28 protein-coding genes are annotated in these 24469 nt (G+C 40.9%); 7 read left to right on the top strand and 21 right to left on the bottom strand.

From position 1 onward, the window contains the following. Nucleotides 1–10: 10 nt before the first annotated feature. Both rpmB and EGS47_RS05050 read right to left on the bottom strand, forming a co-directional pair. Nucleotides 11–247 carry a 50S ribosomal protein L28 gene (gene rpmB / locus EGS47_RS05055; protein WP_000048256.1) on the bottom strand — a complete coding sequence of 79 codons (237 nt, stop codon included), beginning with the start codon at nt 245–247 and terminating at the stop codon, nt 11–13. Between the two features lie 166 nt (nt 248–413). Further along, nucleotides 414–1862, bottom strand: coding sequence for a coniferyl aldehyde dehydrogenase (locus EGS47_RS05050; protein WP_005001359.1), 1449 nt, complete (start codon nt 1860–1862; stop codon nt 414–416). Nucleotides 1863–1984: 122 nt separating this feature from the next. On the opposite strand from EGS47_RS05050, the gene EGS47_RS05045 reads away from it, so the two are divergent. The 5 genes from EGS47_RS05045 to EGS47_RS05025 all read left to right on the top strand — a co-directional run bounded on the left by EGS47_RS05045 (nt 1985) and on the right by EGS47_RS05025 (nt 5801). After that, nucleotides 1985–2674 carry a TetR/AcrR family transcriptional regulator gene (locus tag EGS47_RS05045; protein WP_005001360.1) on the top strand — a complete coding sequence of 230 codons (690 nt, stop codon included), beginning with the start codon at nt 1985–1987 and terminating at the stop codon, nt 2672–2674. A 120-nt stretch (nt 2675–2794) separates the two neighbouring features. Beyond that, the gene (gene purU / locus EGS47_RS05040; protein WP_004991356.1) at nt 2795–3661 is read left to right on the top strand and encodes a formyltetrahydrofolate deformylase; all 867 of its coding nucleotides are present in this window, start codon (nt 2795–2797) and stop codon (nt 3659–3661) included. A gap of 310 nt (nt 3662–3971) precedes the next feature. Beyond that, nucleotides 3972–4754, top strand: coding sequence for an energy transducer TonB family protein (locus EGS47_RS05035; RefSeq protein ID WP_004991354.1), 783 nt, complete (start codon nt 3972–3974; stop codon nt 4752–4754). 19 nt (nt 4755–4773) lie between these two features. Further along, the gene (locus EGS47_RS05030; protein ID WP_004991352.1) at nt 4774–5397 is read left to right on the top strand and encodes a MotA/TolQ/ExbB proton channel family protein; all 624 of its coding nucleotides are present in this window, start codon (nt 4774–4776) and stop codon (nt 5395–5397) included. Then, nucleotides 5397–5801: an ExbD/TolR family protein gene (locus EGS47_RS05025; RefSeq protein ID WP_004991351.1), complete on the top strand. Its 405-nt coding sequence runs from the start codon at nt 5397–5399 to the stop codon at nt 5799–5801. The genes EGS47_RS05030 and EGS47_RS05025 overlap by 1 nt, the downstream gene beginning before the upstream one ends. A 63-nt stretch (nt 5802–5864) precedes the next feature. Here EGS47_RS05025 and msrA read toward each other — a convergent pair whose 3' ends face one another. From msrA to lgt, 8 genes are all read right to left on the bottom strand, one after another. Then, nucleotides 5865–6389, bottom strand: a complete 525-nt coding sequence (msrA, locus tag EGS47_RS05020; protein ID WP_005001363.1) for a peptide-methionine (S)-S-oxide reductase MsrA — start codon at nt 6387–6389, stop codon at nt 5865–5867. Between the two features lie 93 nt (nt 6390–6482). Continuing rightward, nucleotides 6483–6962, bottom strand: a complete 480-nt coding sequence (locus EGS47_RS05015; RefSeq protein WP_005001364.1) for an META domain-containing protein — start codon at nt 6960–6962, stop codon at nt 6483–6485. Nucleotides 6963–7087: 125 nt separating this feature from the next. After that, nucleotides 7088–8155, bottom strand: coding sequence for a DUF4105 domain-containing protein (locus EGS47_RS05010; protein ID WP_004991348.1), 1068 nt, complete (start codon nt 8153–8155; stop codon nt 7088–7090). Between the two features lie 28 nt (nt 8156–8183). Continuing rightward, nucleotides 8184–8693 carry a dihydrofolate reductase gene (locus EGS47_RS05005; protein WP_004991347.1) on the bottom strand — a complete coding sequence of 170 codons (510 nt, stop codon included), beginning with the start codon at nt 8691–8693 and terminating at the stop codon, nt 8184–8186. Nucleotides 8694–8710: 17 nt separating this feature from the next. After that, nucleotides 8711–9553 carry a thymidylate synthase gene (gene thyA, locus EGS47_RS05000; RefSeq protein ID WP_005001367.1) on the bottom strand — a complete coding sequence of 281 codons (843 nt, stop codon included), beginning with the start codon at nt 9551–9553 and terminating at the stop codon, nt 8711–8713. 119 nt (nt 9554–9672) lie between these two features. After that, nucleotides 9673–10038, bottom strand: coding sequence for a hypothetical protein (locus EGS47_RS04995; protein ID WP_005001368.1), 366 nt, complete (start codon nt 10036–10038; stop codon nt 9673–9675). 1 nt (nt 10039) lies between these two features. After that, nucleotides 10040–10426: a hypothetical protein gene (locus EGS47_RS04990; RefSeq protein ID WP_035271688.1), complete on the bottom strand. Its 387-nt coding sequence runs from the start codon at nt 10424–10426 to the stop codon at nt 10040–10042. Between the two features lie 273 nt (nt 10427–10699). Further along, nucleotides 10700–11524, bottom strand: a complete 825-nt coding sequence (gene lgt / locus EGS47_RS04985; RefSeq protein ID WP_004993972.1) for a prolipoprotein diacylglyceryl transferase — start codon at nt 11522–11524, stop codon at nt 10700–10702. Nucleotides 11525–11618: 94 nt separating this feature from the next. On the opposite strand from lgt, the gene EGS47_RS04980 reads away from it, so the two are divergent. Then, the gene (locus tag EGS47_RS04980; protein WP_005001372.1) at nt 11619–12404 is read left to right on the top strand and encodes an NRDE family protein; all 786 of its coding nucleotides are present in this window, start codon (nt 11619–11621) and stop codon (nt 12402–12404) included. A gap of 31 nt (nt 12405–12435) precedes the next feature. Here EGS47_RS04980 and EGS47_RS04975 read toward each other — a convergent pair whose 3' ends face one another. The 4 genes from EGS47_RS04975 to tatA all read right to left on the bottom strand — a co-directional run bounded on the left by EGS47_RS04975 (nt 12436) and on the right by tatA (nt 16106). After that, nucleotides 12436–14469 (bottom strand): PhoX family protein, encoded by a 2034-nt coding sequence (locus EGS47_RS04975; protein WP_005001376.1) that lies wholly within the window; start codon nt 14467–14469, stop codon nt 12436–12438. Between the two features lie 195 nt (nt 14470–14664). Beyond that, on the bottom strand, nt 14665–15426 hold the full coding sequence (tatC, locus tag EGS47_RS04970) for a twin-arginine translocase subunit TatC (RefSeq protein ID WP_004991337.1): 762 nt from the start codon (nt 15424–15426) through the stop codon (nt 14665–14667). Next, complete coding sequence (tatB, locus tag EGS47_RS04965; protein ID WP_005001377.1) at nt 15423–15872, bottom strand: Sec-independent protein translocase protein TatB; 450 nt, start codon at nt 15870–15872, stop codon at nt 15423–15425. Before tatB ends, tatC begins: the two co-directional genes overlap by 4 nt. 12 nt (nt 15873–15884) lie before the next feature. Continuing rightward, complete coding sequence (gene tatA, locus EGS47_RS04960) at nt 15885–16106, bottom strand: Sec-independent protein translocase subunit TatA (RefSeq protein WP_004991333.1); 222 nt, start codon at nt 16104–16106, stop codon at nt 15885–15887. Nucleotides 16107–16257: 151 nt separating this feature from the next. Here tatA and EGS47_RS04955 point away from each other — a divergent pair, with 151 nt between their 5' ends. Next, a complete protein-coding gene (locus EGS47_RS04955) occupies nt 16258–17136 on the top strand; it encodes an AEC family transporter (protein ID WP_005001378.1) in 879 nt (292 codons plus the stop codon). 282 nt (nt 17137–17418) lie between these two features. On the opposite strand, the gene rdgB is transcribed toward EGS47_RS04955, so the two are convergent. The 7 genes from rdgB to EGS47_RS04920 all read right to left on the bottom strand — a co-directional run bounded on the left by rdgB (nt 17419) and on the right by EGS47_RS04920 (nt 24468). Continuing rightward, entirely contained in the window at nt 17419–18051 is a 633-nt protein-coding gene (gene rdgB / locus EGS47_RS04950; protein ID WP_125269257.1) for an RdgB/HAM1 family non-canonical purine NTP pyrophosphatase, read from the bottom strand. Between the two features lie 72 nt (nt 18052–18123). Further along, a complete protein-coding gene (locus EGS47_RS04945; protein WP_004991327.1) occupies nt 18124–18711 on the bottom strand; it encodes a tetratricopeptide repeat protein in 588 nt (195 codons plus the stop codon). Beyond that, a complete protein-coding gene (metW, locus tag EGS47_RS04940; RefSeq protein WP_004991325.1) occupies nt 18708–19301 on the bottom strand; it encodes a methionine biosynthesis protein MetW in 594 nt (197 codons plus the stop codon). The genes EGS47_RS04945 and metW overlap by 4 nt, the downstream gene beginning before the upstream one ends. Then, nucleotides 19301–20464 (bottom strand): homoserine O-succinyltransferase MetX, encoded by a 1164-nt coding sequence (metX, locus tag EGS47_RS04935; RefSeq protein ID WP_035271613.1) that lies wholly within the window; start codon nt 20462–20464, stop codon nt 19301–19303. The genes metW and metX overlap by 1 nt, the downstream gene beginning before the upstream one ends. A gap of 84 nt (nt 20465–20548) precedes the next feature. After that, the gene (leuA, locus tag EGS47_RS04930; protein WP_005001385.1) at nt 20549–22246 is read right to left on the bottom strand and encodes a 2-isopropylmalate synthase; all 1698 of its coding nucleotides are present in this window, start codon (nt 22244–22246) and stop codon (nt 20549–20551) included. Between the two features lie 399 nt (nt 22247–22645). Continuing rightward, entirely contained in the window at nt 22646–23752 is a 1107-nt protein-coding gene (locus EGS47_RS04925) for an alpha-hydroxy acid oxidase (protein ID WP_005001386.1), read from the bottom strand. A 32-nt stretch (nt 23753–23784) separates the two neighbouring features. Then, nucleotides 23785–24468: a Fe2+-dependent dioxygenase gene (locus EGS47_RS04920; RefSeq protein ID WP_005001389.1), complete on the bottom strand. Its 684-nt coding sequence runs from the start codon at nt 24466–24468 to the stop codon at nt 23785–23787. Nucleotide 24469 lies beyond the last annotated feature (1 nt).

Below are 24469 nucleotides of genomic sequence, written 5' to 3'. Positions count from 1 at the left end.
CAAGGACTCCTTAGATCTTTTGGCCTTGAGCACGAAGATCAGCAACAACCTTTTCAATGCCCAATTTGTCGATAATACGCATACCTTTAGTGGTTAAACGAAGACGTACAAAACGTTTTTCGCTTTCTAACCAGAAACGGTGGTGGTGCAGGTTCGGCTCGAACCGGCGCTTGGTTTTGTTGTTGGCGTGTGAGACGTTGTTACCAACGACTGGACGCTTGCCGGTAACTTGGCAAACCTTAGACATGGTGGAACTCCATTGATTTAGCCAACAGCAAATCTGTGGCCAGTCATACAAATAAACAGATTGAATTTATTCAAGGGGCGTTTTATACCAAAAATACGATTAAAAGACAAGCGAATTTGGTAAAAACGCAGCATGATCTGGTGTGATAGATCATGCCTTGATCATCCTAACGTAGAAGCGTTTTGTAAAGTAATCTGTGAATCGGCTTATTAAATGGTGGCAGAATATATTTTAAGCTATATAGCTTAGGATTCGACATCATTGACCGTCCATGAGACAGATTGAAAAAACCTTCTGGACCGTGATATTTACCCATTCCAGATGCACCAACACCACCAAAAGGAAGGTCGTCCTGTGCAACGTGAGTTAACACGGTATTTTGACCAAAATGTCCCGAATGTGTACGTTCGGCGACATAATCGGCACGTGATTGATCAAAGTCGAAATAGTATAGCGCAAGTGGGCGAGGGCGGCGATTAATAAACTCAATCACATCCTCAATATGATCATATTCAAAGATCGGTAAAATTGGACCAAAGATCTCATTTTTCATGATCTCCATTTCTGTGGTTACACCTGTTAATAAGGTAGGTGCAATTTTACGAACATCTTCTAGCTGTTCTTGTTCTGGATTAATTTCAATGATTCGGGCACCTTGAGTGCGGGCATCTTCCAGATAGTTTTGCAAACGATTATACTGTTTATCATTGATAATCGACGTATAGTCTTGATTATCATGATAATAAGGATACATCCCTTTCACAATGGTTTTAAAGTTTTCAATAAACTCGGCTGCACGGCCTTTGGGTAAAAATAAATAGTCTGGTGCAACACAGGTTTGACCTGCATTCCAGAGTTTTCCAACCGCTAAACGTTGTGCTGCATCTTTCATGTCCATGGATGGATGGATAATGGCAGGAGATTTTCCACCGAGCTCTAAGATCACTGGAACTAGATTTTCAGCTGCCGCCGCCATCACAGTTTTACCCACACTGGTTGAGCCAGTGAAAATAATTTTGTCGAAAGGCAAATGGCTAAAAGCATCAGAAATTGCACCACCCCCATTAATCACTGTTACAAGTTCTTGCGGAAAGGCTTCAGAAAGCGCGTTTTCCAAGACTTGTCCAAAGTGCGCCGAGGCACTTGAAATTTTGATCATGGCATGATTACCCGCTGCCAGTGCACAGATGAGTGGCCCGACAGAAAGGAGTAAAGGGTAGTTCCAAGGTGCAATAATACCTACAACACCGAGCGGCTGATATTGAACCCAAGCTTTGGCGGGTTGGTGAATGAGACTGACATGACGTTTGGATGGCTTCATCCATTCGGTCAAATGCTTGCTATAATAGCCTACCTGTTCAATACAGGTGAGTAACTCGCCAATTTTGGTTTCGCCCACAGAGCGATTACCATAATCGGCATTGATGGCTTCAACCATCTGATCCTGATATTTGACTAAAACCTGTTTTAGTCGGGCTAATCTATCAATACGATCTTTTGCTGTTGGAACAGGATAACGCTGGTATGCTAGCTTTTGATGTTCCAAAATCTCTTTGAGATGTTGGACATTAAATGAATGAGGAGTCATCGACATTGTTTTTGTTTGACTGTTCATGACACGCTTCCATAACTAAAATTTGCGATATATAGTAATTTTTAGAGTAAATACTCTAAATAGTCAAGCTGGTTTATGTGTCCGCGTTTTAACTTTTTGAATTTAGGTACGGTTATTAAATAATGTCTCTCAGTAAAACAGTCAAAACCAAAGATCGTATTTTGCAAATCAGTTTGCAATTATTCAATGAGCGCGGTGAACGCTCAGTGACCACCAATCATATTGCTGCCGAGCTCGGGATCAGTCCTGGCAATCTGTATTATCACTTCCGCAATAAACAGGAAATCATTAAAGAACTGGCAGAACAGTACCAGCATGAAACATTAAAGATGCTGGCATTGCCAGATGACCGTCTGGTCAATGCCAATGATAAAATCCGTTATTTTCAGGTCTTGAGTAATCAGCTTTGGGCTTATCGTTTTTTGCATCGCGATGTTTATCATTTAGTTGAAAGTAATGATGACTTCAAAAAGATTTATCCGCGATTCGCAGGCAAGGTGATGCAGCAGGGACAAAAAATCTATCAGGCATTTGTGGATGCAGGTCTGATGAAAATGACCAATTCAGAAATTGAAGCATTGGTCATTAATCTGTGGATCGTGTTAACCAACTGGACCAATTTCCTTTATATGTCAGGACATATCAGTGACAGTAGTCACCTAGAAGAAAAATGGATTTGGCAAGCCTTGCGTCAGATGGTGTTTTTAGAAGGACCATATTTGATGGGGGAAAGCCGTCAAACCTATGAAAGCTTACTTGAAAGTTTTGGTAGTTCAGAGCTGTTTGCAAGTTTATCTGCAAAAAACCAGTAATTTAGGGCGTTGCAAGGATGGGTTCAATCTTGTCAATTGAAACTGTTTCAGTCTCTTGCAAAAAAGCGCTAGAATACTCGGCTTATTTTTTAAAATTGACTTATAAGTGATATTAATCAAATGAACACGACCACCGCCAATACAGCACGTTTACTTATCACCTGTGAAGACAAACCGGGCATCGTGCAAGCTGTATCGAGCTTTTTGTATCATCAGGGAGCAAATATTACCGCACTTGATCAATACGCCACAGAAGCTCAGGGCGGACGTTATTTTATGCGTGTGGAATTTGAGCTGGAGCATTTACAAAGCCGTAAAGATACATTGATTCAGACTTTTGCGGCAAACGTCGCTGAGCGCTACAACATGCAATGGCGTTTGGCCTTTGTCAATGAACTGAAAAAAGTCGGGATTTTAGTTTCTAAAGTGGATCATGCCCTACTTGAGCTCTTATGGCGACATGCCCGCGGTGGTCTGGCTTGTGAAATTACTAAAGTGGTGTCAAATCACGAAGATTTACGTGAAGCGGTGGAAAACTTTGGTATTCCATTCGAAGTTGTACCTGTGAATAAAGAAAATAAACGCGAAGCATATGCGCAAATTGATGAACTCATGCAAGGCAATGATTTATTAGTGTTAGCGCGTTATATGCAAATTCTGGATGAAGAGTTTGTAAGACATTGGGAAATGAAAGTGATTAATATCCATCATTCCTTCCTTCCAGCATTTGTGGGTGCAAATCCATATAAACAAGCTTATGAAAAAGGCGTTAAATTGATTGGTGCAACGGCACATTATGTGACGGCTGATTTGGATCAAGGACCGATCATTGAACAAGACGTAGAACGCGTGAGCCATGATTTTACTGTAGAACAGTTGCGCGAACTTGGACAGGATGTGGAACGTAATGTCTTGGCAAGAGCTGTTAAATGGCATCTGGAAGACCGTATTATTGTCGATGGAAATAAGACGGTAGTGTTTCAATAATTAAGTCGTAGATTTAAGCATGCCAAAGCGCATGCTTTTTTATCCAGAGTAAGTGTTATGATATATCATAATAATTATTTCCGATCACGATTTAAATTTATGAAGAAATTTTCTATACTTAAATTTATAATTTATCTATATGAAATATAAATAATTTTATTGTGGTAGTTACAGTTCTATAAAATAACGGTTGCAAATGAAAACACTTCTCATTTATTATTGCGTTACTTTAATTGTTTGAACCGATGAGCTAAATCGTTCCAACATATTGTTACGGACATTTGGTTTTCAACAAGGTAATTAGATTCACATGAGTCAATCTCCTGCAATAACTTTGAATTCTACTCCTCCGAATTCTCCTCATCCGATGAAAAAAAAGGTCATCGCTGCACTGGTTGCGGTTGTGATTGGTCATGCGGGAGTGTTATGGGCGGTGAGTCATCTTAAAACTCCTGAGCTCAAACCGATTGAGAAACAACCGTTAAACGTTCGGTTTGTTAAAATTCAGGCACCACCTCCATTACCTCCTAAGCCAAAGGCTGAACCAAAGAAAGAACAGCCAAAACCGAAAAAAGAGGTGAAAGAGGTCAAGGTGGTAGAAAAAGTTGCACCACCACCAAAAAAAGTGGAAAAAGTGCAGCAGGTAAAAAAAGCGGAAACCCCTAAAGAAGTCGTTAAAGCTGAACCTAAGGTTGACATGAAACCATTAACGACCACCACGACAGTGACTGAAAAAGTGGTTGAAAAGGCAAAACCTGCTCCTCAGCCTGCGGCAGAACCGCAGCGCGATCCATCGCCAAAAAGCGTATCGATTGGGGGTTCAGGTGTACAGTGGAGTCGTTCTCCACGTCCTTCATATACTAATCGTGATCTACAAGGCGAAACCCGTACTGTAGTGGTCATGATTGAAGCAGATGAAAGTGGCAAAATAACCAATGCGCGTGTGACGCGTAGTAGTGGTGTTGCGTCACTCGATGACAAGATTTTACGCGCAGTGCGCAGTGCAAAATTCAAACCGTATAAAGAAAATGGTGTGGCTTACCCAATTCGGGCAGAACAACCATTTGAATTAACATTGAATCCTAACGGCTAACATTTTCAGGAGTTCGAGTATGAACTTTTCAGTTTATTGGCAACATGCAGATGCAGTCAGCAAAACACTGTATTTTGTGCTTTTGGCAATGTCGATTGCAACCTGGACGATTTTCATCTTGCGTTTGATGGGAACCCGCCAATTAAAACAACAAGCTTATGCTCAACTGTCTAAAGCATTATCTAGCTTAAAAGCAAAATTTATACATTTGCCATTTGATCAGCGTAAGGCGGTAGCGGAACAAGCGTTGCTACGTCAAATTTCTGCTGAAAAATCTAATGCAGAAAAAGGTGTGGCAGTTTTGGGTACTATTGCTTCGATTGCACCTTTCGTCGGCTTATTTGGTACAGTATGGGGTATTTTCCATGCTTTGGTTGCCGTCGGTAAAAGTGGTCAGGCAGGTTTGGCTCAGGTTGCCACCCCAGTCGGTGAAGCACTGATCATGACTGGTTTGGGTTTGGCTGTTGCGATCCCAGCGGTACTGGCTTACAACATTTGTGTGCGTTTTAATCGTGGTTTAGCGCATGATTTACAGGATCAGGCACATAGCTTATTGATCGACACCATGTTATTACAAGACTCTACAGAAGCAAAAGCAGACGTGAAAGCAACTTCACAAAGCTATGTTGGAGGTCAGGCTTAATGGCTTTTCAATTGGGTGAAGACCACGACAGTGGCATGAATGAGATGAACCTCATTCCGTTAATTGACATTATGTTGGTATTGATGATCATTTTCCTTGTCACCGCGACGGTCGCCAACCCATCAGTGCCATTAACGTTACCAAAAACAACGGCTGAAATTCAGCCACCTCCCGATAAACCGATTACGATTAGCATCAATGCTGATGGTGGTATTGCATGGGGACAAGAAAGCATTACGCTGGATGAACTACAAAAACGTTTTAATGAAGCAGGTCAATCCGCTCAAAAGCCAACTGTTCAATTACGTGCAGATAAAGAATCACGTTATGATACGGTGGCGCAAGTTATGTCACGTGCGAGTGAAGCCGGACTCAGTGATATTGCCTTTGTGAGCGAAAACTGATTTTTAGTCATGCTGTAAAAAAAGCAACTCAGGTGAGTTGCTTTTTTTATCTCAAAATTTTATTCACTCAGTTTTTAGTAAATCTTGAAACTTTCCTCTAAGCTTTGACAGCTTAGGCGGGATTGCAAAGTTACAATAGCCCTGTGACGGATTTTTGGCATAAAAGTTTTGATGATAATCTTCTGCTGGATAGAAAGTTGGCACAGGACTGAGTTCGGTGACGATATCGATACCTTCCTGTTTTAACTCTACAATGAGTTGCTCAGCTTGCTGTTTCTGGGTTTCATCAAAATAATAAATAACAGAGCGATATTGAGTGCCGACATCATTCCCTTGACGATTCAGTGTAGTTGGATCATGTGTGGCAAAAAACACATGAAGCAATTGTGTATAGCTAACCCGTTGTTCATCGAAGTCAATTAAAATCACTTCTGCATGCTGGGTTTGCCCCGTACACACAGCTTCGTAGTTAGGGTTAGGAATGTCTCCACCTGCATAACCGCTAACGACTTTAATGACACCCTGAATTTGCAAGAATACCGCTTCGGTACACCAAAAGCATCCTCCACCAAATAAAGCTTGCTGCATATCCTGATCCCTTTCTTTATTGCTCATCACTTAATACTATAGTGTTAGCACAATTTATTCATAAAATTAAATGTATTGGTCTGAATCATGCGTTTATGTATCTGCCTTTTTAAAGGCAATGAGGGTTTGTCCATTTTGATCAAATAAGACCAGTAGTTGTGAACTGGCACGATAACTCGTAACTTTTGCCAATGCTTGTTGATATTGAGTGGCGGTAAGACTATTTGCATCTGGACACATCATTTTGGTACTTGCGATTTGACCAAAGCTTAAATGGTCATCTGTCGTGTTAAAACTGCCCATAATCTGGTTGCAGCCATCTGAACCGCTAAAACGTTTAGAGCTTGAATCAAACTGGATTTGAGGCGTTTTTTCAGAAGATTCCACCTGAAAACCATTAATTTCGGTAGCGACCCAGTGTTGCTGATATAACAGCGTAGGTTGCTGAGATTGAGATGAGGCGCTGGATGTTACTTTGGCTACAGATGCAGTGGGCGCTGAAGTGGTAGCGGCACAACCTGTGATGGTCAGGCAAGAAATAAGACCAGTTGAAATTATCCAATGCTTGAGCATGAAAATAACCCTTAATATACGGACGCAATTGCTAGATATAAGAGCAAAAAAACACTCAAAACGCAGTGAAAAAACGTGAAATTGTGTAGTTAATTTTTAGTGTGCTCTCACATTATCTTCACAATTTAGTGAGCCTGTTGATTGGGCTGTGGCAAGCCTTCACGGATGGCCGCGGAAAAGTTGGCACTGCTTTTATATTTAAATGTTTCGTACTCGGCTGAACGTGCATTGATATATGCCATTTGATACCACTCAGGTACCGTATAGCGATGACTGAGCACGTTCAAATCATAAAGATAATTAGGTAAATAACCAGACACGATTAGACGATAATCTTTCGGCAATTCATTTGGATTGATGGCTTGCACCATATCAAACACCAGTGTGGTGCAATTACTGGTCAGCGTATTATACCAGCGTGCTTCTTTTTGAAGTTCATCGACTGTTTTTAAATATTCATTAAACAGCGCTTTAGCCTGTGTATTGGTCATCTTGATTGGAAATAAATAGACTTGCTCTTTACGCACATTACTACGTGTATAAATAATATCTTTTTCATCCGCTGCAACCAGACTCAGTTCAAACTGTCTAAAAAAACCGCCGACTGCTGAAAAGTTCTCATTCTTTTCCTTACGAATTTCAATAGAAAAAACTAGAGGGGCTTGATCACTAAAATTAAAACTGACCAAGGTATGGGCAATTTGTGGACCCATCCAGTAAGAAGTTACGATATTAACCCCACTAATTTTATCCAGATTGAGATGTCGGGTTTCCCAGCGTTCGGTATAACTTCCATCAGGTTTCCAGTCAAAGTTGCGAATATTGTGCAAGGTGACCAAATTCCCTGTACGTTCATAGGATAAAATTTTAGCGACTTCAGGATTCCAGTCACGATTTTGTAAGGCTGGGATTGAAAAGTACCAGATCAGTACTGCAATAAAAGCCACCAAATAAATCGCCAAATCGACCCGTCGGCTAATCAAATGTTGAGTGACATAAATCCCTAAAATACTTAAGGCAAAAACGATCCAGACGCCAATCAGCACACGACTGAAAAGCCAGCCTAAGGGTTGTTGAATCCAGATAGCCATGCATACCCATATACTGGAAAAAATAATAAACAAGCCAAAGGCTGCCAGAATCAGTCCTTTGCCTAGAGCAGTTAAAAATTCTTTTTTTCCAATGTGCTGCATAAGTTTGCGCTAATTCTATTGTTATGTACTATTTATGATAAGTTGCGAATTCAAAAGCAATACCAGTTTTGTCATCAGTATGTTGTTCACTGGCTATCTTGTTAAAACTGACTGGAATGGCAGGGTAATGCGCATCTCCCTGTACATCGAGTTCAACATGAGTAAGTTCCAGACGATCAGCAATCTCAAGAGTCTGACTAAAAATTTCACCGCCACCTATAATAAATAGCGCGGTTTGATTGGATTGTTTTGCATCTTGTGCTGCACCGATTAAAGCCGCTTCGATACTATGAGCTACTTTAGTTCCATCAAAGTGCCAACTAGGATCACGAGTAATTACCCAATTGACACGGTTGGGCAAGGTGCGCCCCATCGATTCAAGGGTTTTACGACCCATGATCACGATACCGCCTTGTGTAATTTCCTTAAAATGTTTCAAGTCAGCGGAGATATGCCACGGCAAAGCATTGCCTTTACCAATGCATTGTTGCTGATCCATAGCGACCACATGGACCACTTCTAGGTCTTGAAAAGCCATTGTGAAATTCCTTAACCTTATACTGCGACAGGGGCTTTAATTGCAGGATGCGATTGATAATCTACAATCTCGATATCTTCAAATTTAAAATCAAAAAGATCATGAATGTCTGGATTTAATCTTAATTGACATAACGCCAGTGGTTCACGAGTAACTTGCAACTGTGCTTGTTCAAAATGATTGGCATAGAGATGAGTATCACCACCTGTCCAGACAAAATCACCAACGCCTAATTCACAAACTTGCGCAATCATATGGGTGAGCAAAGCATAACTGGCAATGTTAAACGGCACACCTAAAAATACATCGGCGCTACGTTGGTAAAGCTGACAGGAAAGTTTGCCATCTTGAACAAAAAACTGGAACAAAGTATGGCAGGGTGGTAATGCAACCTGTCCCGCTTCATTTGGGTTCCAACCAGATACAATCAGACGACGAGAATTTGGATTGGTTTTAATTTCATTGATGAGCCATTTGATTTGATCAAATCCATCAGAGTTGTAGCTACCATCTGCTTTTTGGGTTGCGCCAAAGTTACGCCATTGATGACCATACACTGGACCAAGCTCACCTTCAGGGCGACCGAAACGAGCCGTTTGTTCAGCGGTCGACCACTCATCCCAAATGCTGACTTTATTGTCTTTGAGATATTGGACGTTGGTATCGCCTTTTAAAAACCACAAGAGTTCAATCACAATCGAACGGAAATGGACTTTCTTGGTGGTGAGTAAAGGGAAACCTTTAGATAAATCAAAACGCATTTGATGACCGAATACTGAACGTGTTCCTGTTCCTGTACGGTCACCTTTGTCACCGCCATTGTCGAGGATATGTTGTAAAAGATCTAAATACGCGCGCATGATGCTCTCTAATCTGGATGGATATTAGTCGGTTCATTACCGATCAAATATTAAAAAATCGATGCTAAATCTTAACTGCTTTTACGCAGAATGAACAGCACAGCAGATCTCATCACGTTTTAACGTGGTGCGCGATTTTGATAAATCGAAACAATAAATAAACCTAAAGCACTGAAGCCGATGACCTGTATGGCTAAGATCCATTGATGTGGCTGAGGCAAAAAAGAAAAGAGGGTAATAAGCGCCATAATGGGAAAAACAAAACCAATGATTGAAAACCCTTCTGTATAGGGGTTATCAGCTTGAATACGACTTATTTTTTGCTGTAAAAAATGATGGATCATTCCCAGTAACAGACTCATGACAACAAAAAGCGCTGGTAATTTTTCAATGGTGGAACTGAGGTAAATGATGACACACGTGGCAATGCAAATCCCCAGTTTGATACCACGTGTACAACGCTCAGAATACCAAAAATCTAACATGTTAATGATCTTTCGATGAGTTGATCGGTGGCGCTTTAAGTAAAAACTGTGGGGAAAAGACAAAGACTGCAAGTGCCATAAAAGCAATGCCCTGAATACCCCACCACATCAAATTATTCATGGTTTTCATAAAAAGCAGAGCCAATAACAGGGCGATTGGAATCCATGTCAATAAACGATAAAGCAAGCCAGTTGGATTATTTTGAGCAAAATGTTGTTTTAAATAGCGACAGATTAAAAAAATGATACCCGTTCCAGCAAACATTAAAATCACGTCTAAAGGCAATGGATGATAACGATATAAGCCAAGTGCAATCAGTAGCGTAATGATCAAAATCAAAAATTTTTTCGAACGCGAAATATCAGAACTAAACCAGAATTCAAGCATATTGATTGGATCAGAATGGAAACCCTGAAAATGTAACATACAAATCTATCACTGGAAGGTCGAATCAATAAAAAGAGAGGGTTTTGATTGGTGGGATTGATGATGTTTTTTATTTTATGTATTGGAAAATTAAAATTATTTTACAAGTAGGAGTGATCAACTTAGATTTAAAATTGTTTAAATAATTTTGTATCGTTTCGCTGTCTTGATGAAAATTTTTTGAATTTTCGGTTTGATTCCCAACCAAACCGAAAATAAAGATGACTTTAAAAATCAGGTTGAACGATTTTTTAAAGGACCCCAATCATAAATTTTACGTTGATAAGCGTACCAAAGCATCCAGAGGCCAATCAAAATCATCGGAACAGTTAAAATCTGACCTTTGGTCATCCAACCCAATAAAATGAAGCCTTGATCAGCGTCGGGCTCACGGAAGAACTCCATGCTAAAACGAGCGATGCCATAGCCAATCAGGAACAACGCAGAAACAGCCATGCGTGGACGCGGCTTACTACTAAACCACCACAGCACTAAAAATAGAATCAGACCTTCACAGATGGCTTGATAGATTTGCGATGGATGACGGACCAGATGCAAAGGATCTGTTGGAAAAATCATGCCAAATGGATAATTCGGATCCTGAACGGCACGACCATATAATTCGCCACCGATAAAATTACCAATACGACCGAACATCAAGCCTGTCGGAACACAGGGCGCAATAAAGTCCAGTGTTTCAAACCATGTTTTTTGGTATTTACGGCACCAGAGAATCATGGCCAGCATGACCCCGATAAACCCCCCGTGAAAACTCATGCCGCCCGTCCAGACCTGAAACAGCCAGATTGGGTTCGCCAGAAACTTATCAAACTCATAAAACAGCACATAGCCAATACGCCCACCCAGTACCACGCCAAGCGCTCCGTAGAACACAAGATCGGAAACCATGTCGGCTGTCCAGCCATCACGTTGTTTAGCGCGATAAGAAGCAAGTCCCCAAGCGCATAAAAAAGCCAAGAGATACATTAGCCCATACCAATGGACTTTCAATGGCCCGAGCGACAGTGCAACAGGGTCAATATTCGGGTAGGTCAGCATTCCTATTCCTTGATTTTTTATCTTCGTGAGATTCTAACGGAATAAAAGAAAAATGTTGTACATTCAATGTGTAAAAGATGACGAGAAAAAATTCATGTGTATTGTCTCATTGGCTTGGCAAGTTTTAGAACAGACACCGATCTGCTTATTATCAAATCGGGATGAGTTTTATGCACGCCCCACGATTCAATTACATCTGTGGGAAAACACGCCGATTATTGCAGGTCAGGATCTACAGTCGGGTGGCACATGGATGGGCGTGACTGCTTCAGGGCGTTGGGCGATTGTCACAAATTTTCGTGATGGTCAGGATAAAAAAACGTATGACACATCGAGAGGTGCATTGGTCGAAGATTTCTTGTTGTCAGATTTAACGCCGATTCGTTTTGCCCAACAGCTTGAGCAAAAACAGCAACAATATGCAGGTTTTAATTTATTTATGGGAGATCAAGCTCAGGCGGTTTATATGAGTAATCGCGGGGAAGCACCACAAGTATTAGCCAAGGGTGTGTACGTGGTTTCTAATGGTTTAATGTCAGAGCATTGGGAAAAAACAGCGCATCTGCGTAAACGGTTTACGCAAGAATTTTTACCGATGTTGCAAGACAATGCGAATCAAGATGATATTGAAAATGCAGCGTGGGATATCTTAGAGGATGAACGAAAGGTGATTCCAGAGCTTTTACCCGCAACTGGAATAAGCCCTGAAATGGAACAACTTTTATCGTCTACATTTATTCAAAGCCCTGTATACGGCACACGTTGTTCTAATTTTTTAAACATGAGAAATCAACAATGGAATTGGCTGGAAAAAACTCAAGCTGGTGAATTAAAAGATCAAATCATAGATTTGAATATTCCCTTAAACCAACAAAGCTGACCGAAGTCAGCTTTGTTTGAAATCACTAAAATTATTTTTTAACAACAGAAGGTGCGATTGGATCTGCGGTAATGTAACCCACTGATGCAGCAAAGCCATTGTTATAGTTTTTATTGATGGCATCAGTCAGTACTTTTTGGTCATTTTCACTTAAACCAGTGCGTACGCCTGTTTTGCTATCTACTTTATAGAAACGATCCCATTCATCGCCCGCATGCTGGAAGTTACTCATGATATACGTCCAGCCATTGACGTTATCAACTGCATGTAAACCTGTTGACTCGGCGCCTGCTGGTGCTGAAAGTAATCGAATCAACTGTTTAGTATCGACATTATATGCCCATAAGAAGTTATTAAGGTGATTACCACTGTCTTCACCAATAAACAGCGTACGCAATGTTTCTGAATATTTGAGGTTATCTGGGCTTGCGATATTGTTTGGATCGGCTGTATTACCTAGATTATCCATGCTGGTATCAACACCCATAATCAGCATATGGCTTTGTTTTGCTGCCCAGCTACTATTGATGACTGCGCCAGTACTATCGACTTGACCAGATGCGAGATCATGCGCCAATACACCGCCCGCTTTGATGGTTTTGCTAAAGGATACGTTATTGCTTTCAACCCATCCAGAAGCTCCTTTCACCATAGAGTCTTGAATGTTGGCCAGTGCGGAATAGCCAACTTTGTCTTTGATGTTGACTGTGGTGCCTTCCATTTTAGTAAAGGCCATACTTGCGCCTTTGAGTGCAGCATAACGATGTGTTTCAAGGAAAGCGGCAGCAAGTTGAATTTCTGCATCCGTAAAGCCGTTGTTGGCAGCTTTGAGTTTGACCCAAAGTTTTTTCTTGGCAAGAACAATCGGGGTATAACTTGCATCATTTGGATCAGTGGTTAAACTTTCCATAATGTTTTCAGGTTTAATACCACGAACATTGACCAGATCTTCAATGGTTTTACTGTTGGTTGATCCCAGTTTAATCCATTGAATACGCGCTGTTGTCGATTCGGTTAATACATCCAGATATTTGGCAACATAGAGTGTTCCCGCAGATAAATCTTTTTCTTTATCTGCCACGAACATAAAGAAACCGCCATTGGTATAGTCATCGCCCATAATCGCAGTACGATTATCTGGCATCACTTGAATCAATTCATGTGAAATACGGCCTAAACAGAAATGTTTTTTTGCTGTACCTGAACCGTCTTTATTCACCACAATTTCTGGTAAATGCCCATAGTTATAAGGATTTGCTTTTGAGGCATCGCCAAAATAGTATGTCCCGATACCATCCGCACTTGGGCCACCAATCCCTTGTTTAAATGCATCTGGTTCATATTCTTCGCTAGAAAGGTGGGTATTCCACGGAGAAAGACTCGCACCACAGGTAATCCATAAGCCATGAACTTTGGACATATCCACGTTAAAATATTTTTTAAGCGTTAAATGACCTGTTTTTTGATCTTGATCAAGCGTCAAAATAGCGATAGGCGATGGCAGTTGACCATACATGCTGGTTCCTGCCAAATTTTTAGTCGTGTATTCAAATTGAACCACATGGAACACAGGATTGGTAACACCTGCAACAGAAGCGCCTTCAATTTGGATCAAAGATGAGCCATCTGGACAGTCAGAGAAAAATTGGCGCTCTGAACCTGCAACAGACGTATCTTTGATTGGGTTGCCATTGACATCAAAATAACCACCAGCAACGATCGTACCGCCATTTAACGCAGGAACGCTTTCACCTGTTTTAAAGAATGAACTGTATCCAAGTTGATAGTCTGTTTTTGAGCCATCATCCCAAGAGATACTCAATTTTGAACCGACAGACGTGGTTGCCATTGCTGCTGGATCAGCCAATGTCGGCGCTGTCATTGGGGTAAACGTTGCATTTTTAAAATTAGCAGGTTTAACTGGTGTTGTAGAGCTGTCATTATCACTGTCATTGCAGCCCGCTAATGTTGCCGCAGTTGCCATTGCCCCCAATGGTAAAAAAGGAATTCCGCTGAACCATTTTAGTAAATCACGACGGGTAGGATGATTGCTTGCCGATGTCATAATAAATCCATAACGTTTGTGGGTATATTTGTGGCATTGATTCTAGGCAACTTAGATGACATTTTTTTTACGGTTTTAAGTCAATTTAAAGACAATATTTTTTGTAAAATCAAATAATTAATTTTATAAAAATAAAGCCTGAATATATTGAATATTCAAGCTTTAAAAGATGTTGTTGTTTTTAATTTTAAAGTTTTAATGTGCTGGTTTTTCTAGTAGTTTCCCAAAAAATAATCCCATCTCAAATAATAGCCACATCGGCACAGCCAACATCACCATCGAAATAGCATCTGGTGGAGTAATAAACATGGAAATAAAGAAACAGCCGACAATAATAAAACGTCGTTTTTCAGCGAGGCTTTGAGTGCTCACCACGCCAATCAAAATGAGGAGTAAAGTCACAATAGGAATTTCAAAAGTAAAACCAAATACCAGAAATAATTTAAGACAGAACTCAAGATAACTATTGATATCGGTCATTGGTGCGACTGTTTCAGGTGAAACGCTAATGAAAAAATGCAAGATAGCAGGCAGGGTGATGAAATAAGCAAAGGCAATGCCTGCAAAAAACAAAACGATACTGCCTACAAGTAAAGGCAATGCCAAATATCGTTCTCTGGCGTAGAGCGCAGGTTTAATGAATAACCAGAGTTGATACAAAATAAACGGCATGGCGAGAACTATCGCCACAAATAAATTCAACTTAAATGGAGCCATAAATGTGGCAGTAACATCCGTTGCAATCATAGAGGATGATGCAGGCAACTGCATGCGCAAAGGTTCAGATAGCCATTGATAGGTATAATTACGAAACGGAAGTAAGCAAAAAAATAAAAACAGCGTTACTCCCACGATTCTAAATAAATGCTTGCGTAATACCACCAAATGATTGGTCAATGGCATTTGCTCAAGTGTTTCGGCTGCTGTATTGAGCGTATTTGAGGGTAGCTGGTTCATACGGCAATCTTCAGTTCAATAGGGGCGGTCGGTTGCAATGTGGTGTGTAGACCATCAACCGTCTTTTCTTTTTGCTGCCAGTTTTTAAAGGGAACATAGCTTGCGGTTGAAATAAATGAATACACTCGAACAATTTTTTGTTGTTCCTGATGATTTTGAGGCGTTTGTTCTAATTCGGAAAGTTTTCTCTTTTCTATTTCTTCCAGTTGAGATTGTACTTTGCGTTCGAGTGCTTCAATTCGATTTAACTCATCCTGCATTTCTTTACGGAATTCAGAAATTTTGAGTTCACGGTCAATTTCATTTTGAATATTGCTGATATGACGTTTAATTCTGGCATACCAGCGTCCTGCAAAACGTGCCGCTTCAGGCAGCTTGTCAGGGCCCAAAACCAGTATGGCGATGACTGCAAAACACAGAATTTCGGTCATTCCAATATTCAACATGAGGGACGTTCCTTAGCCTTTTACAGATGATACAGGTTCAGAATTTTTCACATCTGCATCGATCGTTTTAGGTTGATTAAGCGCAGACTTTTCTTCGTCTTCACGAATTGACTTTTTAAAGTCTTTGACTGCACCACCCACATCTTTACCCAAATTTTTAAGCTTTGAGGTACCAAATAAAAGCACCACGACAATCAAGAAAATCACTACATGCCAAATCGATAAGCCTGCCATTTTTGTATCCTCCAAAAGTTTGTGGATATTTCAACAGTCTGTAGTGACAGTGCAGTGACAGAAATATTTCATTTTTAAGACAATTCAATTTTAGCTTTAGAAAAATGCTAGTATTCCACGTGATGATTGAAACTTTATTTTAGAGCGTGTTGTGAATCTTATTCTCCCACTGATCGCCTTTGTTGTTGGATGGATACTGGCTCAAACGCGATTCGCTGTTGGTCTCAAACCTGCATTTGCGACTTTATTGGCCCGTGTCTTTATTCCGATTGTGATTATTTACAATATGGTGTTTTATCAGACGGGTAGTTTAAGTCTGATGCTCTTTAGTTTCGTCTCCGCAGTTTTGCTGTATGCGTTGTTTATGCAATGCTTTAAAGATCGTTTAGGCGCATTATGCTTTAGCTATGTCAATATGGCGTGGTTGGGTTTTCCATTCGCGATTGCTTTATTTGGCCCTGAGATTAGCTCTGCTATGGTGGCTTTATATATTGGCGGGTCTATTTTTGGCAATATTTGGGCAGTCACTGCGGTGTCTTCGGAGCCACAGCCAAAATCGGTCATTGTAAAAAAAGTAATGCAATCTCCACCTTTTGTGGCTTTGGTTTTAGCTGGATTATTTAGGTTGATGGGGCTGCAAAATATCCAAGAAACCTATTGGGTTGATCACGTTTATAGTGCCAGTAAGATCGGAATGACCTTTGCAGGAATGTGTGTATTGGGCATGTGGTTACGACGAACCAAAGTCAGTGTGGATGATTTAAAACGAAGTAGCATGATTTTAGCGCTTAAAATCATTTGTGGTATAGCATTGTGTAGTATTGCTTATTTCTATCTACCGATTCCACATGTTCAGCAGTATATTGGTGTCATGTTTTTATTGTTCTGTTTACCGCCTGCGGCAAATATTGTGGCGCTTGAAACTCATTATCAGGCGACTGGGGTTTCAGCGAAGTATATTGCGTCGGGTACGATTGTCAGTTGTGTGGTGATTGCAGTTTATGGAATGTTGCTGCATTTTTATTTTTAAGTCTAAATGGTCGAAGCGCAATAGAATTTAATCCGTTATGTTGTTATTTCAGAACAGTGTTTGACCATTAAGACTTGAAAGCAGATTTAACCTTCGGTTCGACCTACCTTGCGAAACGATGTTTCTCATTTGGCAAAAGTAGGCAAAACCATTGTCGTTCGCAAAACTCGTTATCTTGCATTACATAATAATATATCGCAGAAACAATATATTGCAGATTATGGTTTGTCTCGAACAGTTGCGAACGACGTTTTCGCGTATCTAATTTTATTCAACTTTAATTCACTTTCTAGTCATCAAACTCTCACGAAAACGTTGCATTGCTTGTCCACGATGGCTGATTTTATTTTTTTCTTCCTTGCTCATTTCCGCACTACTGATCCCCAGTTCAGGTAGCCAGAATAAAGGGTCATAGCCAAAGCCATGTTCACCACGCGCGGCTTCTAAAATCTCACCATGCCAGAAACCCTGAAAGATTTGTGGAAGAGGATCTTCTGCATGTTCAACCAAAGCCAATACACAGACAAACATCCCCTCAATGGCTTGCCCATCTTGACGAAATGGTTTGAGGTCATTGAGTAATTTTTCATTATTGGCCGCATCATTGCCATGATTACCCGCATAACGTGCTGAGTAGATGCCTGGTGCGCCGTCTAATACAGAAACACAGATACCAGAATCATCGGCAATCGCAGGTTTACCTGAAATTTTGGACGCATGTCGTGCTTTAATAATGGCATTTTCAATAAAGCTCAGTCCATCTTCAATCGCATCTGGAATATTCAGTTGCCCCTGTGGAATAACATCAACAGGCAGTTTCAGCTCTGCAAATAGTTTTTCAAACTCGGTAATTTTACCTTTGTTGTTACTGGCTAAAACTAAAGTACCTTGAGAGAGCCAATGCGGTGCAGACATAATCAAAACCTGAATAAAAAGAGAAAATTAAAAAACAAAAAGCACCCGAAGGTGCTTTAAAATTTGAAGAACTTACTGCGCCTGAATCCATTTGTCCGCACGATCAACCGCTTGGCGAATCTGATCTTGGGTTAAATTGGCAGCCAACGCCGTTTTTTTGCTTTGTGACATGTTAATCACTTTATTATCCAACATACCATCACGAGTTGATAACTCGTACCATTGATACGCGCCCTGATAGTTTTTCTTTTGCTCTTCCATCATGGCGAGATTATAACTAGCACGGTTGTCACCATTACTGGCTGCTTTTTCAAAGTATTTACGCGCCATCGCTTCATTTTTAGCAACGCCAACGCCATCTGCATACATACGGCCGACATTGAGCTGAGCAGGGGATAATCCCTGATCTGCGGCTGCTTTAAACCATGTAAAAGCTTGTTTATCATCTTTGGCCACATCTTTACCGTATTGGTAATGCGAACCTAAATAAAATTGTGCACCCGCCTGACCTGCTTTAGCAGCTTTCATCAGATCGGTAATCCCCATTGTAGAATAATGTGCAGCTTGTGCTGCAATAGATTGTGGTTGGGCAACGTAATCAGCATGTGCGTGAATACTTAAAAGTCCAACTACTAGTGTGCTGAATAATGTTTTTTTCATAGAGCGCTCACTCGATATATTGCGACTTCACCAAACAAATTAGGGACATGCTTACTTAAAAAGCTCCCTTGCTGATTCCCATTGACGGCAAGTCGATTAATAATCCGAATCTGATTTTCTGCACACAGTGCTTCAAAATCTCGGAAAGTACATAAATGAATATTGGGCGTGTTATACCACATATAAGGTAATGCATCTGAAACAGGCATCATTCCTTTCAAAGCCAAAAACGAGCGCGTCTTCCAGTGCGCAAAGTTTGGAAAAGTAATGATGGCTTGTTTGCCCACTCGCACCATGTCACGTAATAAAACGTCTGGTGCATCTACAGCCTGCAAAGCCTGCGCCATGACGACATTGTCAAAAGACTGGTCGGCAAAACGGCTCAAGCCAAGATTCAAGTCTTGCTGAATAATATTTAACCCGCGACTGACCGCAATTGCAATCTTTTCTTGATCAATTTCTAGCCCATAAGCATGAATTTGATGTTTTTTGCTCATATGAGCCAACAATTCGCCATCGCCACAGCCTAAATCCAGCACACTGGAACCCGGTTTAATCCACTTTTCCGCAAGTTGTTGGTCGATACGCATCAGATCGCCTCCACGTGTGGGGTAGATTTTAAAAGCGCTTCACCGCCTAAAAAAGCTCGTAGCGTTTTTACATAGAGTGGAATAGGAAATAAAAATGAATCATGACCTTGTTCAGCATCGATATCCAGATAAGTCACAGGTTTATGATTGGTAATGAGTGCATCGACAATTTCCTGAGAGCGTCCTGGGGCAAAACGCCAGTCCGTAGTAAAGGAAATCACAAGGAAACGACATTGGGTTTGCGCCATCGCTTTAGTCAATGACTGCTCATACTCACGTGATGGATCAAAATAATCCAGTGCCTTGGTCATAATCAAATAGGTATTGGCATCAAAATTTCGGCTAAATTGTTCACCCTGATAGCGCAGATAGCTTTCCACCTGAAATTCGACATCAAAGCCGTACATAAATTTGCCCGATTTTAAATCACGACCAAATTTTTGTTTCATCGCTTCTTCAGATAAATAGGTGATGTGACCCACCATCCGTGCCAAAATCAATCCGCGTTTTGGATAGCTATCATTTTCCAGATAACGTCCATGATAAAAATCAGGATCAGACAGGATGGATTGGCGCGCGACTTCGTTAAAGGCGATATTTTGTGCCGAAAGTTTGGGTGCGCTAGCGATGATCACACAGTTTTTTAAACGATCTGGATAATCCACTGACCATTGCAAAGCCTGCATGCCGCCCAATGACCCACCAATCACCGCATACCAAACATCAATGCCCAATCGATCTGAAAGCATAGTTTGGGTTTTGACCCAGTCACGTACAGTCACCAAAGGAAAATCCGGGCCGTAAGGACGATTTTCATTTTCAGGATTGGGCGAAGTTGGGCCAGTCGAGCCATTACATCCGCCAATATTATTCAGTGCAACCACAAAAAAATGATTGGTATCAATCGCTTTGCCTGGGCCAATACAGGCATCCCACCAACCTGATTTTTTGTCATCTTCGTGATGATAACCCGCCGCATGATGATGCCCAGAAAGCGCATGACAAATCAAAATCGCGTTAGATTGATCTGCATTTAAAGTACCATAGGTTTCAACCATCAGTTCGAAACGCGGTAAGCTGCGGCCACATTCTAAATGTAGAGGGTGTTCAAATTGAAACTTTTGTGGAGTGACCAAACCCACGGAGTCAGATGCAAAAGACACGGGAGCGATTCGCCTTCTATCTTTAAACCAATAATAAAGAAAGGATACCATAGGTATCCTTTCAAAAAGAGTGTTTTACGTAGTTTATACAGCGGCAGCGGCCACTTGTTCTGTGCTCAAGACACCTTGTTCAATTAAACGATTGGTTGAGGCCAAAATCGCTTCAATGGATGAGGTCACGGTGTTGTCATGGATTCCTGCTCCAAACGCACTCTTACCTGTTCCTTTGACTTGAATTTCAATCAAGGTCAAGGCTTTGGCGTTGGCACCAGAGCTAATGCTACGTTCTTCATAGTTCAATACATCAATCGGCAATTGAAGCGCATTTAAGAAAGCCGAAATTGGACCATTGCCTTCGCCACGTAATTGTTGGATTTCACCATCAATATCCACTTCGAGTTCAATTGCCTGCGTGCCATTTACGTCAGAAAGGCGATAGTTTTTTGCGGTATAGTGCTGCTGTTTAGCATTCACGTAAGTATCTTGGAACAAATTCCAGATTTCAGTTGCACTAATTTCCGTACCATTGCTGTCGGTGTGTTGTTGCACAATTTGTGAAAATTCAATCTGTAAACGACGCGGCAATACCACGTTGTAGTGAGATTCTAACAAGTAAGCAATCCCACCTTTACCCGACTGGCTATTGACACGAATGACCGCATCGTAGTCACGACCCAAGTCTTTTGGATCGATTGGCAAGTAAGGCATATCCCAGATTTCTTCGTTTTTCTGGAATTCAAAGCCTTTTTTGATGGCATCCTGATGTGATCCTGAGAATGCTGTGAAGACCAAGTCACCCGCATAAGGATGACGTGGATGCACAGGTAAGCCTGTACATTCTTCAATGATGGCAATCACTTCATTGATATTGGAGAAATCTAACTCGGGTGCCACACCTTGGGTATACATATTTAAGGCAATTGCTGCGACATCAACATTACCTGTACGTTCACCATTACCAAATACGCAACCTTCAACACGGTCTGCTCCTGCCATAATCGCAAGTTCAGACGCTGCAATCCCACAGCCACGGTCATTATGACAGTGAACAGAAATGATCACCCCATCACGACGAGCAAGATTACGGTGCATCCATTCGATTTGGTCTGCATAAACATTTGGTGTTGAAACTTCGACCGTTGCAGGCAAGTTCAAAATCACTTTATTCTCTGCTGATGCTTCCCAGATTTCAGTCACAGCATCGCAAACGTCTTTAGCGACTTCTAATTCTGTAGCAGAAAAACATTCTGGGCTGTACTGAAATACCCATTCAGTTTCAGGATATTGTGCTGCAATTTCTTTAATTTTTTTAGCAGCATTAACCGCTAAAGCTTTAGAGCCATTGGCATCAACATTCAATACTTTTTGACGGAAGGTCGGTGAATTAGCATTATAGATATGCACAATAGCGCGTTTCGCACCGACCAAAGACTCAAAGGTACGTTCAATCAAATGATCACGTGCTTGTACCAACACTTCAATATAGACATCATCTGGAATGTGGTTTTCTTCAATCAATTTACGAGTGAAGTCAAAATCTACTTGAGACGCCGATGGAAAACCAATTTCAATGTGTTTGAAACCAATTTTGACCAACATTTGGAACATTTTAAATTTTTGATCGATGTCCATTGGTTCAAAAATGGCTTGATTACCGTCACGCAAGTCGGTACTCATCCAGATCGGTGCTTTGGTAATTTCGTTATTCGGCCATTGGCGGTCAGGTAAATCGACTCGCTGGTACATACGGCGGTATTTTTTGCTTGGGTCTGCCAACATCATGAGATAACTCCTTGTCGTAGCGCTTGCTCAATATTTTTTAGGCAGCTTACTACTTTATATATGGTGTCTAAATACAATAATTTAAAGAAAATGATATAAAAATTTTGTGGCCAGTTTAGAGGCAAAAAGAGAGTATGCGCGCTTGGCGCAGCATCAGGAGTGCTGTCAAATCAGTTGTAGACTTGGAAAAAGCAAAAACGTATTTCATTTCCGTATACCATTAAATAAGCTTAGTGGTTTCACCTGCGTAAAAGATTTTACGACTCATTGGAGTGTAGGTGAAAAACGCCGCGTATGCAAAATCATATCCTAAATTTTAATTTGAATAAGTGGAAAATATTTCCCTGTTTTTTGCGTAATTTGTTTTTTATGCGGAAAGAATTTCCACTTAAATGCGTATTAAGGGTAAATATAATCTCGATTAATGTCTTTTAATGTGGCTGTTCCCATTAAAGCCATGGTGACTTCAAATTCTTCTTTTAAGATTTTCAGGGTATGTGCGACACCTAATGCACCTGCAACCGCTAGGCCATAAATATAAGGACGACCAATCAGTACGGCAGAAGCACCTAAAGCGATTGCTTTAAAAATATCACTACCACGACGTATACCTCCATCCAATAATAATGGAAACTCAGGATCAACAGTCGCTTTTATCATCTGTAACGCAGTGAGTGGAGAAATAGTTGTATCTAATACACGACCACCATGATTGGAAATAATCAAGCCTTGTGCGCCAATCTCAATTGCCTGTTTTGCATCGGCAGGATGGAGTACACCTTTAAGGATCACGGGCAGAGCGGTGTTTTGGATTAGCCATTCAATATCATTCCATTGAGGTGCCATATGCATCAGACCTTGAAATAATGGATGTTGATCAGGGGCAACATCTGATGCCATGAAATGAGCAGGTGTGTGGGGGTGTTGCATGTTTTCGGGGAGTTGAAAAAAAGCTTTGCGTTCACGATCACGAATTCCCGTATGCGGTGAATCAATGGTAACGACCAAGGCTTTGAAATGCTGTTGTTCTGCTAGTTTAACCAGTTCTAAGGATTTTTGACGATCTGCCTGCCAGTAGAGTTGAAACCATTTGTAAGGATTTTCTGGATGAAGTTCACCTAAATCTGTATTGGTAAAGGTACTTAATATGAAATTACTTTGCAGTACCTCAGCCGCCATTGCACTGGCTTTTTCTGCTTGTGGATGAAATAAGCTTTGATGGCCAATCGGAGCCATAAAAATAGGGTGAGGGTAGTTTTGTCCAAATAAAGAGAGTTGGGTCTGACCTTGAGTTAAATCTTTTAGATGTCGAGGGATCAGTTTGATTTGCTCAAATTGCTCACGATTTTCTCTGATACTGATTTCATCCATTGCACCGCCTTGTAAATATTCCCAAGTCGCAGCAGATAAATGTAATCTGGCTTGTTGCTCGTAATCTGCGATGGTTTGTAAATGAGCAGGAATGGTCGTGAACGGTTTTAAAAGCGTGGGTTGTTGAGAATCCATACAAAACCTCAAAGCAAACTAGATGAGGCGATTTAAACATCGCTCCATTCTCTTAATAAATTATGATAAATCCCAGTTAAGGAAATGACTTGTGCATGTGTTGCGTCTAGCGTTTGACTGAGTTTCTGAATATTCTGATCCAGCTCAAATAAAATACGTCTTTGCGCATCCGATGCAATCAGACTTTGAATCCAAAAAAAGGAGGCAATACGTGCGCCTTGAGTGACGGGAGTGACCTGATGCAAACTGGTGGATGGATATAAAATTGCATCACCTGCATTGAGTTTGATTTGTTGAGAGCCGAACGTATCTTCAATGATGAGTTCGCCACCTTCATATTCATCTGGGTTGGTAAAAAAAACCGTACAAGATATATCTGTTCTTAGATATTCATTTGTCTCTGGGTGTTTGCGAATGGCATTATCAACATGCACACCAAAATGCCCATGATGTTGATAGCAGTTGAACATCGGTGGCAGAATCTTTTTTGGTAAAGCAGCACTGAAAGCTAAAGCGTTTTTTAGAATTGCTTGTTCAATTATTTTTCCCATTTTAACTGCTTCATCACAGTCCATTGGGAGTTGTAAGTTATTTTTTAAATGCGCGGATTGGTGTCCTGTTGTTACTTTCCCATCAATCCACGGAGCAGTTTGTAATAATTGTCTACAATGGTTGACCTGTTCCAAACTGAGTAAATTGGGAATCTGTAATAACATC

Source organism: Acinetobacter sp. FDAARGOS_515 (genome assembly GCF_003938865.1).
Classification (GTDB): Bacteria; Pseudomonadota; Gammaproteobacteria; order Pseudomonadales; family Moraxellaceae; genus Acinetobacter; species Acinetobacter ursingii.
The sequence above is the reverse complement of the archived record's forward strand: the minus strand, read 5'-3'. Positions and strand labels throughout refer to the sequence as shown.

What these genes read in the sequence shown, in the direction of transcription:
- EGS47_RS04980 (WP_005001372.1), top strand. Translation starts at nt 11,619, where the DNA reads ATGTGTATTGTCTCATTGGCTTGGCAAGTTTTAGAACAGACACCGATC.
- tatC (WP_004991337.1), bottom strand. Translation starts at nt 15,426, where the DNA reads ATGAACCAGCTACCCTCAAATACGCTCAATACAGCAGCCGAAACACTT.
- EGS47_RS04995 (WP_005001368.1), bottom strand. Translation starts at nt 10,038, where the DNA reads ATGTTAGATTTTTGGTATTCTGAGCGTTGTACACGTGGTATCAAACTG.
- rpmB (WP_000048256.1), bottom strand. Translation starts at nt 247, where the DNA reads ATGTCTAAGGTTTGCCAAGTTACCGGCAAGCGTCCAGTCGTTGGTAAC.
- EGS47_RS05030 (WP_004991352.1), top strand. Translation starts at nt 4,774, where the DNA reads ATGAACTTTTCAGTTTATTGGCAACATGCAGATGCAGTCAGCAAAACA.
- EGS47_RS04975 (WP_005001376.1), bottom strand. Translation starts at nt 14,469, where the DNA reads ATGACATCGGCAAGCAATCATCCTACCCGTCGTGATTTACTAAAATGG.
- leuA (WP_005001385.1), bottom strand. Translation starts at nt 22,246, where the DNA reads ATGATGTTGGCAGACCCAAGCAAAAAATACCGCCGTATGTACCAGCGA.
- EGS47_RS05025 (WP_004991351.1), top strand. Translation starts at nt 5,397, where the DNA reads ATGGCTTTTCAATTGGGTGAAGACCACGACAGTGGCATGAATGAGATG.
- EGS47_RS04920 (WP_005001389.1), bottom strand. Translation starts at nt 24,468, where the DNA reads ATGTTATTACAGATTCCCAATTTACTCAGTTTGGAACAGGTCAACCAT.
- lgt (WP_004993972.1), bottom strand. Translation starts at nt 11,524, where the DNA reads ATGCTGACCTACCCGAATATTGACCCTGTTGCACTGTCGCTCGGGCCA.
- EGS47_RS05050 (WP_005001359.1), bottom strand. Translation starts at nt 1,862, where the DNA reads ATGAACAGTCAAACAAAAACAATGTCGATGACTCCTCATTCATTTAAT.
- tatB (WP_005001377.1), bottom strand. Translation starts at nt 15,872, where the DNA reads ATGTTGAATATTGGAATGACCGAAATTCTGTGTTTTGCAGTCATCGCC.
- EGS47_RS05045 (WP_005001360.1), top strand. Translation starts at nt 1,985, where the DNA reads ATGTCTCTCAGTAAAACAGTCAAAACCAAAGATCGTATTTTGCAAATC.
- purU (WP_004991356.1), top strand. Translation starts at nt 2,795, where the DNA reads ATGAACACGACCACCGCCAATACAGCACGTTTACTTATCACCTGTGAA.
- tatA (WP_004991333.1), bottom strand. Translation starts at nt 16,106, where the DNA reads ATGGCAGGCTTATCGATTTGGCATGTAGTGATTTTCTTGATTGTCGTG.
- EGS47_RS05005 (WP_004991347.1), bottom strand. Translation starts at nt 8,693, where the DNA reads ATGGCTTTTCAAGACCTAGAAGTGGTCCATGTGGTCGCTATGGATCAG.
- thyA (WP_005001367.1), bottom strand. Translation starts at nt 9,553, where the DNA reads ATGCGCGCGTATTTAGATCTTTTACAACATATCCTCGACAATGGCGGT.
- EGS47_RS05015 (WP_005001364.1), bottom strand. Translation starts at nt 6,962, where the DNA reads ATGCTCAAGCATTGGATAATTTCAACTGGTCTTATTTCTTGCCTGACC.
- EGS47_RS04945 (WP_004991327.1), bottom strand. Translation starts at nt 18,711, where the DNA reads ATGAAAAAAACATTATTCAGCACACTAGTAGTTGGACTTTTAAGTATT.
- EGS47_RS05010 (WP_004991348.1), bottom strand. Translation starts at nt 8,155, where the DNA reads ATGCAGCACATTGGAAAAAAAGAATTTTTAACTGCTCTAGGCAAAGGA.
- msrA (WP_005001363.1), bottom strand. Translation starts at nt 6,389, where the DNA reads ATGCAGCAAGCTTTATTTGGTGGAGGATGCTTTTGGTGTACCGAAGCG.
- rdgB (WP_125269257.1), bottom strand. Translation starts at nt 18,051, where the DNA reads ATGTCTGCACCGCATTGGCTCTCTCAAGGTACTTTAGTTTTAGCCAGT.
- EGS47_RS04925 (WP_005001386.1), bottom strand. Translation starts at nt 23,752, where the DNA reads ATGGATTCTCAACAACCCACGCTTTTAAAACCGTTCACGACCATTCCT.
- metW (WP_004991325.1), bottom strand. Translation starts at nt 19,301, where the DNA reads ATGCGTATCGACCAACAACTTGCGGAAAAGTGGATTAAACCGGGTTCC.
- EGS47_RS04990 (WP_035271688.1), bottom strand. Translation starts at nt 10,426, where the DNA reads ATGCTTGAATTCTGGTTTAGTTCTGATATTTCGCGTTCGAAAAAATTT.
- EGS47_RS05035 (WP_004991354.1), top strand. Translation starts at nt 3,972, where the DNA reads ATGAGTCAATCTCCTGCAATAACTTTGAATTCTACTCCTCCGAATTCT.